The organism is Isoptericola sp. Y581, from assembly GCF_059445475.1.
The window spans coordinates 90,192-106,443 of sequence record NZ_JCAIUK010000003.1; the positions used below are offsets into that span (position 1 = coordinate 90,192).

Genomic DNA, 16,252 nt, shown 5'->3' on the forward strand with positions numbered 1-16,252 from the left:
CTGCCGCCGGTCAGCCCCGCAGAAGGAGCCGTAGTGAGCAGCGTGGACACGTTCGGATCGAAGGGATCGCTGGAGGTCGGCGGGAACGCCTATGAGATCTTCCGCCTCTCCGCCGTCGAGGGCGCCGAGCGCCTCCCGTACTCCCTGAAGATCCTCGCCGAGAACCTCCTGCGCACCGAGGACGGCGCCAACATCACCGCCGACCACGTGCGCGCCGTCGCGTCCTGGGACCCGGACGCACAGCCCGACACCGAGATCCAGTTCACGCCCGCCCGCGTGATCATGCAGGACTTCACGGGCGTGCCCTGCGTCGTCGACCTCGCCACGATGCGCGAGGCCGTCGCCGAGCTGGGCGGCGACCCGTCGCAGATCAACCCGCTCGCCCCCGCCGAGATGGTCATCGACCACTCGGTGCAGATCGACGTCGCAGGCCGCGCCGACGCGTTCCAGCGCAACGTCGAGTTCGAGTACCAGCGCAACCACGAGCGCTACCAGTTCCTGCGCTGGGGCCAGACGGCGTTCGACGACTTCAAGGTCGTCCCCCCGGGCACCGGCATCGTGCACCAGGTCAACATCGAGTACCTGGCGCGCACGGTCATGACGCGCGAGGTGGAGGTCGACGGGCAGAAGGTGCTGCGCGCCTACCCCGACACCTGCGTCGGCACCGACTCGCACACCACGATGGTCAACGGCCTCGGCGTGCTGGGCTGGGGCGTCGGCGGTATCGAGGCCGAGGCGGCCATGCTGGGCCAGCCCGTCTCGATGCTCATCCCGCGCGTCGTCGGCTTCAAGCTGTCGGGCTCCATCCCGGCGGGGGTCACCGCGACCGACGTCGTGCTCACGATCACCCAGATCCTGCGCCAGCACGGCGTCGTCGGGAAGTTCGTCGAGTTCTACGGTGCCGGCGTCGCCCAGGTGCCGCTGGCGAACCGCGCCACCATCGGCAACATGAGCCCCGAGTTCGGCTCCACCGCCGCGATCTTCCCGATCGACGACGTCACCCTCGACTACCTGCGCCTGACCGGCCGCAGCGACGAGCAGGTCGCGCTCGTCGAGGCGTACGCCAAGGAGCAGGGTCTGTGGCTCGACCCGACCTCCGACGGCTACGTCCAGCCGAAGTTCTCCGAGTACCTCGAGCTGGACCTCGGCACCGTCGTGCCGTCGATCGCCGGCCCGAAGCGCCCGCAGGACCGCATCGAGCTGTCGAACGCCAAGGCCGCGTTCCGCCGCGACCTGCCGGCCTACGCGCCCGAGGTCACCGACGCCGTCGATGAGGCCGAGAAGGAGTCGTTCCCGGCCTCCGACTCGCCCGCGATCCACGCCAACGGCCACCGCACGGTGCCCGTCACGGACAGCGAGGGCAAGCAGTTCGACCTGTTCCACGGCGCGGTCGCGATCGCGTCGATCACGTCGTGCACCAACACCTCGAACCCGTCGGTCATGCTCGCGGCGGGGCTCCTGGCGAAGAAGGCCGTCGAGAAGGGCCTCGCGTCCAAGCCGTGGGTCAAGACCTCGATGGCGCCCGGCTCGCAGGTCGTGACGAACTACTACGAGAAGGCCGGCATGTGGCCGTACCTGGAGAAGCTCGGCTTCCACCTGGTCGGCTACGGCTGCGGTACCTGCATCGGCAACTCCGGCCCGCTCGACGAGAAGATCTCCGAGGCGGTGGGCGAGCACGACCTGTCCGTCGTCTCGGTCCTGTCGGGCAACCGCAACTTCGAGGGGCGCATCAACCCCGACGTGAAGATGAACTACCTCGCGTCGCCGCCGCTGGTCATCGCGTACGCGCTGGCGGGCACCATGGAGTTCGACTTCGAGTCCGACCCGCTGGGTCGTGACGAGGCCGGAAACCCGATCTTCCTCGCGGACATCTGGCCGACGCCGGAGGAGGTCCAGGCGACGATCGACTCGTCGATCGACCGCGGCATGTTCACCAAGGACTACGCCGACGTGTTCACCGGCGACGACCGGTGGCGCGCGCTGGAGACCCCGGAGGGCGACACGTTCTCCTGGGACCCCGAGTCCACCTACGTGCGCAAGCCCCCGTACTTCGAGGGCATGGGCGCCGAGCCCGCGCCGGTGGCGGACATCTCGGGCGCCCGCGTGCTCGCCAAGCTGGGCGACTCCGTCACGACCGACCACATCTCGCCCGCCGGCTCCATCAAGGCGGACAGCCCGGCCGGGGTGTACCTGGCCGAGCACGGCGTGGGTCGTCGTGACTTCAACTCCTACGGCTCCCGCCGCGGCAACCACGAGGTCATGATCCGCGGCACGTTCGCGAACATCCGCCTCAAGAACCAGCTGCTGGACGGCGTCGAGGGCGGCTTCACGTTCAACTTCGTGAAGAACGCCCAGGACACCATCTACGACGCGGCGCAGGACTACGCGGCGCAGGGCACCCCGCTCGTCGTGCTGGGCGGCAAGGAGTACGGCTCCGGCTCGTCGCGCGACTGGGCCGCCAAGGGCACCGCGCTGCTGGGTGTCAAGGCCGTCATCACCGAGTCGTTCGAGCGCATCCACCGCTCCAACCTCATCGGCATGGGCGTGCTGCCGCTGCAGTTCCCGGCGGGCCAGAACGCCGAGACGCTGGGACTGGACGGCACCGAGACGTTCGACGTCGCAGGCATCGCCGCCCTGAACGACGGCGACACCCCGGAGACGGTCAAGGTCACGGCCACCACGGGCGACGGCTCGGTCGTCGAGTTCGACGCCGTGGTGCGCATCGACACCCCGGGTGAGGCGGACTACTACCGCAACGGCGGCATCCTGCAGTACGTGCTTCGGCAACTTGTCGGTAGCAAGTGATCTGCTCGGATATGAGGCTGTCGGGCTGCTCCAGGCGCATGCTTCGGTAGCGGCTCTAGAGTCCCACAGAACGCGCCCCGTCAGGCTTCTGCCTGGCGGGGCGCGCTCGTGTCGTGTCGTTCAGTGGTGGCCGGAGGGACTGTTCGGAGGGGAGCCCACCCGCAGGCGCGGCCTCGGACGGCGACGGCCGGAGCAGGCCTGGGCTCCCCGGGCGGTCACGCGAGGACCCGGACCTTCCTTCCTCCGCGCCGACCGTGCGAGGCGATCTCCACCTTGCCCTTGGACTGGAGACGCTGGAACAGCGTGTTGTTGGACGACCCGGAGGGGAGGTCGAACTCTGATCCGACTCCGTCGAGCAGCTGGTTGTACGGAGCGCCGAGCAGTGCCAGCACGTCGATCACGGCATCTGGTGAGGCGTCCCTGAGGTGCACCAACTGTCCGACGACCAGATCGGGGTTCTGCGTCGCATGGGCGATGCGCCGGACCTGGTCGAGGGGGAGCCGGATCCGGTTGGCTCGCGCGTACTGACCTGCGGCGGCGAGCCCATCACTGTCGCCGTCGTCCACGTAGTCCTGAAGGTTCTCGACGACCGCGCGCCGTAGATCGTCGGGAGTCTGCGGGCTCCTGACGAGATCCGCGGCGAATCCGTTCAGCAGCGTCGGGCTGAAGAACTCCCTGACCTTCTTCGACACGCCGAAGGCTTCAGAGACCGCGGCCCACCCAGCCTGGGCGAAGTGACTGAAGCATTCAGCAGAGTCATCCACGAGGTCGGCTTCCAGCGCACGCGCCAACAGGTCGTCGGCGGCGGGGACGAGATCCACGACGTCGATGTACTCAGTGAGGTCCAGTCCATCGACCAGTCGGACACGAGGTCTCGCGGGGATGAGGCCTGACGCGTTGAGGATCATGATCGCGAGCTTGTGCCTGTCTTCTGCGTCGGTCTCGTCGACGTCACGCAGCTCGATCGGATCCGTCCCTGCAGGTACGAGGAAACGAGCCATGTGCTCATCGATGCCATGGTCCTGCGCGTATCGCCAGACGTTCGCCACGGTGGGCTGCAAGCGGGAGGCGTCGACAATCACCGGCCAGGCATCGGGCGACGACACGAAGGCCAAGTCGTCGAGTGCGGCGGAGGGCGAGCTGGCTTCGAGGACTTGCCGGAGCTGTTCTCCCGTCCAGGTCTCGTACTGCTCGTTGAGGATCTCGACGAGCACGGGTTCCGACTGCACCACGTGCTCGATGGCGTCGTCGCTGCGCACCGCGGTGAGGTACGCGTTCATGCTCGATCGGACGTAGTCCCAGACGACGTCTCGCTTGCGGACCTCGTCCAGCGTGGGATCGGCGGTCGTGCGCAGTGCGAGCCGCAGGTTTGCCGTGGTGATCTCGTACCTCTGGGCTTTGACGATGCGGGCCCGGAGGGGAGGGGCGATGTCGTCCAGCTTGGTGACCGTGATGCGCGCTTCCTCCGCGAACGAGTAGATGTGATCCGCTCGCTCACGAGGCTGGGGCGCGTTGAAGGCGCTCAGCTCGCGGTAGTGGGCCTTGAGCCAGGCCTGAGTCGTCTCGTCGACCTCGTAGAAGTCGGCGGGATGCGCACCGAGGAGCGCCGCATCCACCAAGCGGGTCCGAGTCGTCTCGTCGGGCAAGCCGGGGTAACTGGTGAGGTAGTTGAACAAGCCGGACCACGGATGGGCAGCGAGCAGCTCGATCAGTCGCTCCCGCGGAGCGTCGGCAGCGTTGAGGAACGCGTCGAGGAACGTCTGCGAATCCTTGCTGCGATCGGCGATCACGAACGCGACGAGCGACTCCGCGTCGTCAGGGCGCTCCGTGACAAGGTACGTGGCCACCTGGATGTTGAACGCGCTGACCGTGCTCGTGAAGTCCGCCGGGACCTGTTCGAGCAGGTTCCTCACAGCGTTCTCGGTCGTGAACTCGTGGTCGAGGTACATCTCGTTCGGCTGGACGCTGTGGTTGTAGAAGAACGCGACATCGACGCCGATGAAGCTTCCGTAGAAGACCGCGGAGTACTCGGCGTAGTTCCTGTTGATGAAGCCTCGACGGACCAGGTCCCGCGCCAGATCGGACTTTAGAGTGTTCGTGATCCGATCGGAGAACGGCGTGGACCCGCTCGGGAACCGCTCATACCGGGCGAGGCGATCGAAGTCCGCCCCGCGAAGAGACGCGACGTCCTCGTCGATCTGCTTAATCTGCCGTTCGAGTTCTGCTGCACCGGGAGCAGCCCACCACTCGGGGTCGGCTGCTTCGGGGAACACGAGGGCGAGCCCTTCTCCGCTGAACTCAACCTTGTAATTGGGGTTGCCGACCACCGACAGAGTCCCCGATGTGGAAACTCGACGCCAGAAGACTTCGTCCTCGATCGCGCTGATAAGGAACTCCTCCCCGCCAACGTCGAATGAATTGTATGCCAAGCCACCGCGAGCGGGCAGAGCTTCCGTGATGCTCCGGAGTCGCGCCCCCAGCGTCTTCGCGGTCTCGTCGCGGCTTCGCCGTTGCTCTTCCGTGTGGACTCGCTCGCGCCTCTTCCTCTGCAGGTCCTCGATCGTGGTCCTGACCAGGTCGCGACGGTGCTGCTCGAGGATGTCGAGGGTGCTGCTGCGCTGGGGGATGGCCTCGAAGTCGGCCAGGTGGAAGTTCTTGTAGGCGACGAGGGCGAACAGGTCGTCGGCCGTCATGCCCGGAGCGGGGGTCTCGACCCACAGGAGCTTCTCGGCGAACACGACGAATTCGTTGCAGATGTTGATCAGGAGCCGCATGTCCGTGGCATGGCGCGCGACGAGGTCGAGCAGAGGCCGTGACACGAGGTCATCAGGCAGATCGAGACGAGTCAGTGCGGCGATGAGGTGATCGCGTGCGTTGCGGTGCGTGATGAACGGCACTATCGGGATCACGATCTCGAAGAACTTGGTCCGGTTCGCCCTTTCCACCGCAGCCTTTGCGAGGTCGGCGGCGTGCGCCCTTTTCTCAGTCTCCTTAGCCCCGGTCCTCGCAGCGGAAGTGTCTGCGGCGGCTCCCCTCGTGGTGGGATCTGGTTCGTCCTTCGCCGGGCGCTTCGGGTCCTCACGATCGGATTCTGCTCCCAGCTGTTCGAACAGGCTGTCCTTGATCGCATAGATAAAACGGAGGGGATGATCCTTGCTCTTCCAGTGCGAAGACTCGTTGATGAGGGTGTTGAGCTCTCGGAGCGAGTCGAAGATCTTCGGATCATCGAACCTGTCTAGATCCTCGAAGATCACGTACTTCGGGTTGACGGCATCGAAAAACGTGACGATCTCGTCGAGGAACCCGTCGAAGTAGGTCGTCGCCTTTTCGCCCAGCGTGATCATCGTTCCCGCGGTTGCGACCTCTGACACGATGCGATCGCCGATGACCCACCGCACGCCCCATACCACTATCCACACGAGCACGACGAAAAGCGCAGTGAGCCAGTTCTCGAGGGCCTGGTCAGTGGTCGGCCCGAACCAGGTCTGCGCCGGGCGCAGACCTACCAGCCAGAGAAGTGTCAGCCCGACGGCGGTGGTAATACCGGCCTGGACGAGCGCGCGCCAGGGGGTCAGCGGCCGGCTGCGAGCGAACCTGGAGCGCCGCAGCTTGCCCGGCTCCGCCCGATAGATGAGTTGCTTGACGAGTTCCTTCTGGATCCGGTTCGTCAGATCCTCGTCGTCTTCGTCCGGCCCGAGGGTGTTGATGCTGACTCGGATGGTCGTGCTCTGGTGCTTCTTCTGGAACTCGTCGAGCACGCTCGATTTTCCAGAGCCGTAGCGGCCGGTGAGGGCGATGTTCCTGTTCTTGGGATCCTCGACTGCCTCCTCGAGGTGCTGGAAGTACACGTTGTGGTCCGGAAGATACTCAGGGGCCAGGGAGCGCAAGGTTAGACGCGTCCCCGGGGCAAGCTGCGGCTTCGCGTTCGTCTTGCTTGGGCCGTCATCGGCCCCAGTGGTCTCCGTCACGCTGCCAGTATGGCGTGGCCTGGCGACGCGCTGAGCGGGTGAAGTGAGCGTTCGCCACGGTCAGGGTGTCGAACGACGCACCGAGATAGAGACGTCGTAGGTCAGTCAGGCTCGTCCGATGAGCGGATGTGCTCGTCGAGGTCGAAGTCGTCATCGAGGTCGTCTGGGGTGATCTCGTACGCCTCTGCTGGCAGCTTCGCTGAAGCGAGCTCGTCGTGGCGGTCAACGCTGAACTTGCATACGTTGCAGCCGAACGCCATCGGTGTGAAGTGCATCCTCCAGAACCCGATCGGGTAGGCCTCGTATGTATCGTCGACCTTCTCCACGTCCCAATCAACGTCGCCCTCTGCATCGAGGAAACCGCCAAGTCTGCCCGTCCGCTTGCAGACCGGACACAGGTGATCGATCGCCGCCTCGAGCATCCGGGAGTCAAACGCGTCCTTGGCCTCTGCTTCGAGCGCCGCGGCGGCCTCGGCGAAGGCCATGGTGCCCAGTTGTGCCTCGAGGTCGGTCACCCGCTTCAACGCGCGCGCCTCCTTGGCGAGGACTCTGTCTTCGAGTTCAGTCCGCTGCGCGTCGAGGATGCCGACAGCGGTACTGTGCTGGTCGCCGAAGAAGGACCCGGGGTCCGCGCCGATGTCCTCCAGCAGCACCGAGCACATTCGCAGGGCGTCGCGGATAACGTGTGCGGGCTGGCCCATGGCCCCAACGTGGACCGACCCGTTGCGGCTGTCGGTCAGCCGCTTCTTCTCGTCGGTCGACAGTGGGAAGGTGCCCAGGGAGCGCTCGAGGCGGTCTAGGAGTACGCCGAGCCCGATAGTCCGCAGCTTCGGGTTCGCGAGGGTAGGCCTGGAGACCAAGATCTGCAGCGATGCCTCCGCGTTGCTCGCCAGCGGCACCAGCAGCGCCGGGTTCCTTGACCACAGGACGGCCTTGCCCAGGTGCTCGACGGCGATCGGGGCGAGGAGTCCGACGGTCTCCGGGTCGTCGTCGACCCATCCGGCCAGAGCCTTGCCCATCCAGCGCGAGGCCGAGGCGACGAGTGCTGCGAGGCTGGGGTCAGCGGTCGGGCCATCCGCATCTGGCGGAGCATCTTCCATGACCCCAGTTTGTCAGGGCCGGGCTCAGGCCATCGTCGGCATCGCTCTGAAACCTCCCGATCAAGCTTGTCGTTACCTACCTCCGACCGGGGGGAGCTGTGGCGCGGGCTCTTCGGGGGCACGATCGAGTGGGGGCGTGACCCCTGCGGGCGAGGCCCCCGGTGGATGCCCACCGGGGGCCCCGGTCGGGGGTCCTCGGTCGCCCGCTGTAAGAAGACGAAGCTTGCGACCTTCTCGCCCGCCTTGACGCAATCGCGGAGTGCTCGTCGGCAATGGCATCGACGTCCGTCGACGCGATCTCGTCGATCCCGCCCTCCGCTGCGAACAACGTGTCGGTCACGTAGATGCCCTCAGTCGTCGGGACACCCTCGATGTGACCGCTGTCGAGAGGTCTCGCCGTTCCAGCTGATGAGCGTGTACTCCTAGTTGGCGGGCAGGTCGCAGAGACCGGTGCCCTTCTGGTCGACCGGTCGGATCACCGCCGTGCGTCGGATGTCGCGCATACGATCCGAGCGTGAAGGACTCGACCTACCAGTGGCTGCCAGACCGGCACCTCGGTGTGGCGGCGACGCTTGCGCACGCTGACGAGATCATCGGCCGGCTCACGGACGTCCTGTACGAGTACCAGCGCCAGCCGGACGGGATCTTCGGGCTGCGCGAAGAGCCTGCCGGAGACCTCAGTCGAACCGTCGTCGATCGCGTCGCGCCGGTGCCGCGCAAGATCCCGCTCCTGGTCGCCGACGCCCTCGTCGCGCTCCGCGCGGCTCTCGAGCACGCGCTGTTCGCCGAGGTCGAGTTCATGGAGGGCGCGCCCCTCGCGGAGAGAGCGGCCAGACTCGTCGACATCCCGGCCGCGGAGAACTTCGACGCCTTTGCCGAGTGGACCAGGAAGAAGGCCAAGAACGGACCGGCGTCGCTGCAGGCCGGCACGGAGCTTGTCCGGCGGCTCGAGCAGCTGCAGCCGTTCCAGCGCACGAAGGATCCTGCACAGCACCCGCTGGCGAGGCTCGTACTGCACACCAACCACGCGAAGCACCGCACGCCGGTGGTGACCGCGGTGCGGCTGGTCACGATGTACCGCGATGATCAGACGCGTCTGTCGCTGCGCGACGTCGCGCAGCGCCCCGAGGAGCCGCTGCGGGTCGACGACGTCATCGCCGAGACGCCGATGGGCGAGCGCGTGCCGGTGACGCTCTTCCCGTCAATCGGCCTGAACCGGCCCGGCACCGACCGTTGGCCGGTCCTCATGACAGAGCTCGCTGAGATCGCCGACTGGGTTAGGGCCCAGGCCGTCCCTCGTCTCATCACCGGAGCCGAGCCGATGGAGCCGGCCCTGCCCGCGCACTACGAAATCGCGGACGGTCATGCAGACGAGCGCCGAGCGCTCATCGACGGTTCGATGACTACCTCCGAGATGAGGTACAAGGAGCGCCTCGGTGCCGCGTCAGCTCGGATGGACGTCCCCGAGTGGCTCAGCCAATTGGATGGCGCTCCTCAAGCACCGCAGGTCAGCCAGTGGCTCGATCAGCTCTCCGACGCCGAGGTGCTCGAACGGGTGCGCAGGCTGACTCCGTCGATCGATCACGACACCATGCGCCGGAACGTGGAGGTGCTGGAGGCTCTGCGGGACGAAGCAGCGGCATTCGCGGAGCGTTCGGAGGGCTGATCGAGCCGAAGCGCCTGACGTGGGTGCTATCGGCTCAATCACCGGTGAGGTGCTCGTGGTGGTGCCGCCTGAGCCGCGAGCGACCCAGCGGATACTGCTGGCCGCGCCATTCGGAGGATGGCGACGATCCGATCGACCTGTGCCGGGGAGAGGGGTGGCGCACCGAGTGCTTTAGAAGCTCCCGCCTCAGGGAGGTCCTTGAGCACCGATGGCGGTACTGGACGGTGCCCACTGCGGGACCGGGGTGAGAGAGCACCATCGAGTCGGGGTGCGTTCGCGACCGGGTGGGCGAGCGCGTCGGACGGCGCTCGCGCCGCGGGCACGTCGCAGGCAGTAAGTTCGCGCGTCAACTCTCGGAACGTGGCGGACTCGATTCCCGGGTTGGCGGTCATGTGCCGTGGCGGTGGGTCTCTCATGCGATGCGATCCAGTAGCGCAGGCGAGTCCGAACGGGCGTGTGAGTGGAGACCCGGCGCAGTGTCGATGTGACTCATCGTCCGGGGACCGATAGCCAGCATAGCGAAACGCTTGAGATACGATTATCCCCGAGCATCGCCGTGCCTTCGGCGGTCGACTCCGGGAACTGCGCCACGAGGGAGGTTGGGCGTCTCAAGAGGAGTTCGCTCACCATGTCGAACTCGATCGGACGTACATCAGCGGTCTCGAGCGCGGCGTTCGCAACCCCACCCTCGACGTCATCGTGAAGCTTGCCCGGGGGCTCGATGTGGCCCCGGCGGAGTTGCTGTCGACCGTGGAGAAGCAGCCAGCTGCTACGTCCCCGTGCCCACTCGATTCGGGACACGGGTCATCGCCATCGTGCTGGCACTGCAGCTGTCCGAGCCGACCGGTGGGTGGCTGGCTGGCGGGCGTACGAGGCGAGGCAAGGTCCCGATTGTTCGGGGGCAGATCCGCCTCAACTACCGCGATGGAAGCACGTCGTCTTAGATGCTTCACGTAGTGCGCGGTAGCGCGCGTTTCGCGCCGCGGCATGAGCTTCTGACCTGGGGTTTTGTGCGGATGGATGGCTCGGCATCGCCGTCGGACGGTCAGATTGCGCCGAATGGGGCTATCGCAGCACGTTGCAGTACGTGCTGCGCTCGCTCGTCGCCTGATCCCTCGACGGCGCCCCGTCCCTCCTCGCGGAGGGACGGGGCGCCGTGCTGTGTCGTGCGAGAGCCACCAGCAAGAGGGTTTCGACAGGTTCCACCAGCAAGAGGGTTCGTCTCAGGCGGCCCTGACGGAGGCGGTGACGTGGGCGACGACGGCGTCGAGCACGGCCGGGTCGTCGAGGATCCGGTTGTGGCCGAGCCGGCGGGTGACCAGGAGCTCGCTGCCGGGGACCGCGGCGTGCAGCCGGCGTGCGCCGTCGGGCAGCGACATTCGGTCGTCGTCGTCCTGGACGAAGAGCGTGGGGACGCGTACCGGGACCGCGTGCGCGACCAGGTCGATCCGGGCGCGGATGTCGCGCACGCCGCCGGGGAACGTGCGCTCGACGTGGTCGCAGAACCGCTCGTGCAGGCGCGGGGGCATCCCCACGAGCCGCAGGAAGGACTCGGCGATGGCGTCGAATCCCGTCATCGTGGACACCGAGACGAACCGGTCGGCCGGGAACCCGTCGTGGAGCGCCAGGCCGGCCGCGAGGCCGCCGAGGGAGTGCCCGACGACGGCGCTGAACGGGCCCTCGGCGTCGTGCACGGCGCGGATCGCCGCCATGTGGTCGAGGGCGGACATCCGGCGCCCGGTCGAGTCGCCGTGGGCGACGCCGTCGAACGACACGACGCCCAGGCCAGCTCCCTCGAGGGCGGTGACGAGCCCCGCGAACCGGGATGCCCGGCTCTTCCACCCGTGGGCGAGGAGGACCGCCGGGGCGGCGGGGTCACCCCAGCGGTAGGTCACGACGCGCTCGCCGGCGACGGCGAGCGTGCCACGCGCGGCGCGTTCGTGCACGGCGCGGTCGGCGGGGCGCACCGGGGCCGGCGGGCCGAGGCGCCAGAAGGTGCGGGCGCCCAGGCGGACGGCGAGCGGGGGAGCGACGGCGGACAGCGCGCGGAAGCCCGTGCTGACGGCGGTGGGGACGTAGGGCACGGCGACCTCCTGCATCGGAAACTATACGATCGTTCGCACAGTATCACCGGACGAACGGTCGTACACTCGTCCGCATGAGCACGTCAGCCCCCGCCCCCACCGACGGCCGCCGGCTCCGCGGGGACCGCACCCGTCGCGCGGTCCTCGACCGAGCCGTGCACGCCGCGTCGGTGGACGGACTCGAAGGTTTGACCTTCGGCACCCTCGCGGCCGTCGTCCCCGTCAACAAGAGCGGGATCGCAGGCCTCTTCGGCTCCAAGGAGGGCCTGCAGCTCGCGGTGGTGGCGCACGCGCGCGAGGTCTTCCGCGCCGCGGTGGTGCTGCCCGCCCTGGACGAGGAGCCGGGGCTCGCCCGGCTGTGGCGCACCGTGCTGGCGTGGCTGGACTACTCCCGCGACCGCATCTTCGAGGGGGGCTGCTTCTTCCGGGCCGCGGCCACCGAGCTCGACGCGCGGGCGCCCGGCCCGGTGCGGGAGGCCGTCGTGGCGGCGCTGCGCGACTGGGACGCCTATCTCGCCCGCCTCGTACGGGACGCGATGGGCCGCGGCGAGCTCGTCGGCGGCACCGACGTCGAGCAGGTCGTGTTCGCGATCGACGCGGCCCTCGACCGTGCCGACCTCACGTCGGTGCTCCTGGCGGACCCGGCGGCGTACGACCGGGCCCGCCGGGCCGTGCGGGACGCCCTGGCCGTGGCCGGGGCGACGCCGGACGGCTTCGACGACTCGTCGGCGCCCGGCGCGTCGCGGCCCTAGCCCGGCCCGCCCTCGCGGGCGAGTCCCTGGCCATGGGCTCAGTCCGCCCGGTACGACTGCCCCTCGGCGCGCAGCAGATCGATCACTCGGACGCCAGGTTCTGCTGCAGCAGGGGGATCGTCCGATCCATCGTCCCGGCCAGCCAGCCGGTCAGCTCGCCCGGCAGGGTGTCGTGGACCCAGACGAGCCGGGATCGCCCGCCCTCCTCGGCGAACACCTGCATCGACGTGTTGTCGTGGGCCACGTGGTCGCCGATCCACGCGTAGGCCAACCGGCGGGCCGTGTCGTCGCGCCCCACCAGTCGCTCCTGCGCGACCGTTCCGTCGACGAAGGTCAGCTCCCGGACGTCGGGGGCCAGCATCCGGCTTCCCGCCAGCGCGCCTCCCGACATGCGCATCGGGCCCTCGACGAAGTCACCCACGACGGCCCACACCGCCTCCGGCGGGGCCTCGATGACGATCTCCCGCACCACAGATCCCATGACGTCCTCCGTCGCTCGCCTGCCGGCAGACAGGTCTGTCTACCGGTGGCCAGACTAGGCAGACCCCGGGGCCTCCGGACGGGCTCAGCCCGTCGTGGCCAGCAGCGCGGTGAGCGCGTGCCGGCCGATCGGCACCATGCGGGGGTGCAGGTCCGGGTGGGCGAGCATGTTCGTCGCGTACAGCATCGACCAGCCCGCCGCGCGGGCCCAGGTCGCGTCGTCCCACCCGCGTCCGTCGTTCGCGTCCTCCTGGATCGCGGCCCGGCAGGCCGCGCGACCGACGGCGTCGAAGCACAGCCAGAGCGCGCCGAGGTCGGAGGCGGGGTCACCGGAGGTGACGTCGCCCCAGTCCACGACGGCGGCCAGGTGGTCCGGCCGCCCGTCGGTGCCCGGGGCGACCACGAGGTTGGCCGGGTGCGGGTCGCCGTGCAGCCACACCGGCGGGCCGTCGTGGACGGGCGCGTCCAGGGCGCGGTCCCAGAGGCGGCGCGCCCCCGCACGCACCTCGGCCGGCGCGGCGCGGAGGCGCTCGTCGAGTGCGGCGGGTTCCGACGCCTCGGCCCGCTGCAGCAGCGGGACGCCGCGTACCGGGTTCGGCGGAGCGTCGTCGGGAGCCGGCACGTGCACGGCGGCGAGGATGCGGCCGAAGGTGCGTGCCCACGCCGTGCGGGCTGCCACGGGGGTGCTCTCGGCGCTGACCCCACCCACCCACGGCACGACGTTCCACGCCCAGGGGTATCCGAGCGCGTCGCTCGGCCGCCCCACGCGCAGGGGCGCCGGGACGACGACGTCGGGGGCCGCGGCGCGCAGCCGGTCGACGAGCGCGGGGCAGGGCCTGCTGCTCGTGCTCCACGAGCGGCGCCGCCAGCGCGCGCCGGGGCAGCCGCACCGCGAGGTCGTCGCCGAGGCGCACCATGACGTTGTCCCAGCCGTTCGCCACGACGCGCAGCCCGTCGGCCTCGACCCCGGCGAGAAGGTCGGGGTGCTGCTCGGCGAGCAGAGCACGGGTCAGGGGGACGTCGACGTCGATCTCCGCGGCGGGCAAGCGCGCCATCTTCGCACCTGGTGCGGGGTCCGCGACGTGCCTACGACGTGCCTACGACGTACCGACGACCAGGTCAGAGCTCGCGCTCGCGGCCACGGTCCCAGGGTTCCGTCCACCCGAGCCGGTCGAACGCGGCATCCAGGATCCCCGCGGTGAACCCCCACACCAGATGGGGCACACCGTCGGCGTCAAGGGCCTCGAAGCCGGGGCCGCGCCAGGTGCGGCCCGCGCGGCGCAGCACGGTCGTGACGCGGTGGTCGGGGTCGAGCAGGTCGGCCACGGGGGCGCGGAAGACGTGCGACGACTCCGCGTGGTCGACCACCCGCACCGGGGCCGGCTTCGCCCACCAGCCCAGCACCGGCGTCACGAGGTGGTTGCTCACGGGGATCGGCAGCTCCGCGAGCGTGCCGAGCACCTCGACGCCGCCCGAGTCCAGCCCGGTCTCCTCGACCGCCTCGCGCAGGGCGGCGTCGACCGGGGACTCGCCGTCCTCCGCCCGCCCGCCCGGGAAGGCGACCTGCCCGGCGTGGGAGCGCAGGGTGGCGGCGCGCTCGAGGAGCAGCACGTCGAGGTCCTGGGCGACCGCGAGGGCCCGCGCGTCGTGGTCGGATGCGAGGTCGTCGAGCACGCCGAAGAGGACGAGCACGGCGGCCGGGCGGGCGGAGGCGGCGTCGAGGTCGCCCCGGGAGGGGCCCCAGGTGGACAGGAGGGTGCGGTCCGCCGCCAGCGCCGCGAGCTGGGCCCGGGCCGCGGCGGCGGACGGTTCGGAGGTCACCGACCGAGGCTATCGCCGACCAGGCGGTTCATCCGGTCGACCAGGTGGAGGAGCGGGTCACCAGCTGGTGGCGACCGGCATCCCCTCGGCGTACCCGGCGGCGGACTGGACGCCCACGAGGGCGCGCTCGTGGAACTCGACGAGCGTGCGGGCGCCCGCGTACGTGCAGCTGGAGCGCAGGCCGGACGTGATGTCGTCGAGCAGGTCCTCGACGCCCGGCCGCAGCGGGTCGAGGTACATCTTCCCGGTCGAGATGCCCTCCTCGTACAGGGCCTTGCGGGCGCGGCCGAAGGCCGATCCTGCCCCCGCCGTCCGCGCTGCCACGGCCCGTGCGGACGCCATGCCGAACGAGTCCTTGAAGAGGCGGCCGGTGCCGTCGTCGTGCAGGTCGCCGGGGGACTCGTACGTGCCGGCGAACCAGGAGCCGATCATCACCTGCGACGCGCCCGCGGCCAGCGCGAGGGCGACGTCGCGCGGGTGGCGCACACCGCCGTCGGCCCACACGTGCTTGCCGAGCTCGCGCGCGGCGGCCGCGCACTCCTGTACGGCAGAGAACTGCGGGCGGCCGACGGCGGTCTGCATGCGCGTGGTGCACATGGCGCCCGGGCCCACGCCCACCTTGAGGATGTCGGCGCCCGCCGCGACGAGGTCGCGCACGCCGGCGGCCGTCACGACGTTGCCCGCGACGACCGGTACCTGCGGATGATCCGACCGCACGGCCGCGATCGCTTCGAGGGCCGCCAGCATCTTGGACTGGTGGCCGTGCGCGGTGTCCACGACGAGCACGTCGACACCGGCGGCCAGCAGCTCGCGGGTCTTGGCAGCCACATCGCCGTTGATGCCGACGGCTGCGCCGATCCGCAGCCGGCCTGCGCCGTCGAGCGCCGGGCGGTACACGGACGAGCGCACGACGCCCTTGCGGGTGAGCACGCCCGCCAGCACGCCGTCGCGCACCACCGGCGCCAGGTGGATCTTCGCGGCGTGCATCCGCTCGAACGTCGCCTCGAGGCCGTCCGACTCCACCTGGGCGGCGTCGATCGCGACCAGGTCCTCCGACATCACCTGGTGCACCTGGGCGAACCGGTCGACGGCCGCGCAGTCGTGCTCGGTCACCACGCCCACGGGCTTGCCGTCGGCCACGACGACCGCCGCGCCGTGCGAGCGCTTGCCGAGCAGGGTGAGCACGGTCGAGACGGTATCCGTGGGGGCCACGACCACCGGCGTCTCGATCACCGGGTCCTTGGCCTTCACGTCGGCCACGACGTCCGCGATGACGTCGACCGGGATGTCCTGCGGGATGATCGCGATCCCGCCGCGGCGGGCGACCGTCTCCGACATCCTCCGCCCCGCGACGGCCGTCATGTTGGCCACGACCACCGGGATCGTCGTGCCGGTGCCGTCGTCCGTGGCGAGGTCGACGTCGAAGCGGCTGGTGACGTCGGAACGCGACGGAACCAGGAAGACGTCGCCGTAGGTGAGGTCGGTGGTGGGCTGCTGCCCGTCGAGGAAGCGCACGAGACCGAAACTACCGTGTGCGTCCGGCTCACGCGGAGCGCCTATTGTGGTGTGGCTATGA

The 16,252-nt window shown here is 69.3% G+C and carries 11 protein-coding genes; 4 read left to right on the forward strand and 7 right to left on the reverse strand.

What is annotated here, in order from left to right:
• The first annotated feature begins 33 nt into the window (after positions 1 to 33).
• A complete protein-coding gene (acnA, locus tag AC1C2W_RS06585; RefSeq protein WP_495412688.1) occupies positions 34 to 2,805 on the forward strand; it encodes an aconitate hydratase AcnA in 2,772 nt (923 codons plus the stop codon).
• A gap of 215 nt (positions 2,806 to 3,020) precedes the next feature.
• Here acnA and AC1C2W_RS06590 read toward each other — a convergent pair whose 3' ends face one another.
• Together AC1C2W_RS06590 and AC1C2W_RS06595 are read right to left on the reverse strand one after the other, a co-directional pair.
• Positions 3,021 to 6,773 carry a YobI family P-loop NTPase gene (locus AC1C2W_RS06590; RefSeq protein ID WP_495412689.1) on the reverse strand — a complete coding sequence of 1,251 codons (3,753 nt, stop codon included), beginning with the start codon at positions 6,771 to 6,773 and terminating at the stop codon, positions 3,021 to 3,023.
• Positions 6,774 to 6,874: 101 nt separating this feature from the next.
• On the reverse strand, positions 6,875 to 7,873 hold the full coding sequence (locus AC1C2W_RS06595; RefSeq protein WP_495412690.1) for a hypothetical protein: 999 nt from the start codon (positions 7,871 to 7,873) through the stop codon (positions 6,875 to 6,877).
• A 514-nt stretch (positions 7,874 to 8,387) separates the two neighbouring features.
• Here AC1C2W_RS06595 and AC1C2W_RS06600 point away from each other — a divergent pair.
• Both AC1C2W_RS06600 and AC1C2W_RS06605 read left to right on the forward strand, forming a co-directional pair.
• Complete coding sequence (locus AC1C2W_RS06600; RefSeq protein ID WP_495412691.1) at positions 8,388 to 9,539, forward strand: hypothetical protein; 1,152 nt, start codon at positions 8,388 to 8,390, stop codon at positions 9,537 to 9,539.
• Positions 9,540 to 10,079: 540 nt separating this feature from the next.
• Positions 10,080 to 10,496, forward strand: a complete 417-nt coding sequence (locus tag AC1C2W_RS06605; RefSeq protein WP_495412872.1) for a helix-turn-helix domain-containing protein — start codon at positions 10,080 to 10,082, stop codon at positions 10,494 to 10,496.
• A 266-nt stretch (positions 10,497 to 10,762) separates the two neighbouring features.
• Here AC1C2W_RS06605 and AC1C2W_RS06610 read toward each other — a convergent pair whose 3' ends face one another.
• A complete protein-coding gene (locus tag AC1C2W_RS06610) occupies positions 10,763 to 11,623 on the reverse strand; it encodes an alpha/beta fold hydrolase (RefSeq protein WP_495412692.1) in 861 nt (286 codons plus the stop codon).
• 74 nt (positions 11,624 to 11,697) lie between these two features.
• Between AC1C2W_RS06610 and AC1C2W_RS06615 the strand changes: the two genes are divergently transcribed.
• The gene (locus tag AC1C2W_RS06615; protein WP_495412693.1) at positions 11,698 to 12,375 is read left to right on the forward strand and encodes a TetR/AcrR family transcriptional regulator; all 678 of its coding nucleotides are present in this window, start codon (positions 11,698 to 11,700) and stop codon (positions 12,373 to 12,375) included.
• 82 nt (positions 12,376 to 12,457) lie between these two features.
• Here AC1C2W_RS06615 and AC1C2W_RS06620 read toward each other — a convergent pair whose 3' ends face one another.
• The 4 genes from AC1C2W_RS06620 to guaB1 all read right to left on the reverse strand — a co-directional run bounded on the left by AC1C2W_RS06620 (position 12,458) and on the right by guaB1 (position 16,191).
• Positions 12,458 to 12,856: an SRPBCC family protein gene (locus AC1C2W_RS06620; protein ID WP_495390914.1), complete on the reverse strand. Its 399-nt coding sequence runs from the start codon at positions 12,854 to 12,856 to the stop codon at positions 12,458 to 12,460.
• Between the two features lie 84 nt (positions 12,857 to 12,940).
• Entirely contained in the window at positions 12,941 to 13,861 is a 921-nt protein-coding gene (locus AC1C2W_RS06625) for a phosphotransferase (protein ID WP_495412694.1), read from the reverse strand.
• A gap of 113 nt (positions 13,862 to 13,974) precedes the next feature.
• Complete coding sequence (locus AC1C2W_RS06630; protein ID WP_495412695.1) at positions 13,975 to 14,676, reverse strand: NUDIX hydrolase; 702 nt, start codon at positions 14,674 to 14,676, stop codon at positions 13,975 to 13,977.
• Between the two features lie 57 nt (positions 14,677 to 14,733).
• Positions 14,734 to 16,191 (reverse strand): GMP reductase, encoded by a 1,458-nt coding sequence (guaB1, locus tag AC1C2W_RS06635; protein WP_495390911.1) that lies wholly within the window; start codon positions 16,189 to 16,191, stop codon positions 14,734 to 14,736.
• Between the last annotated feature and the right edge of the window lie 61 nt (positions 16,192 to 16,252).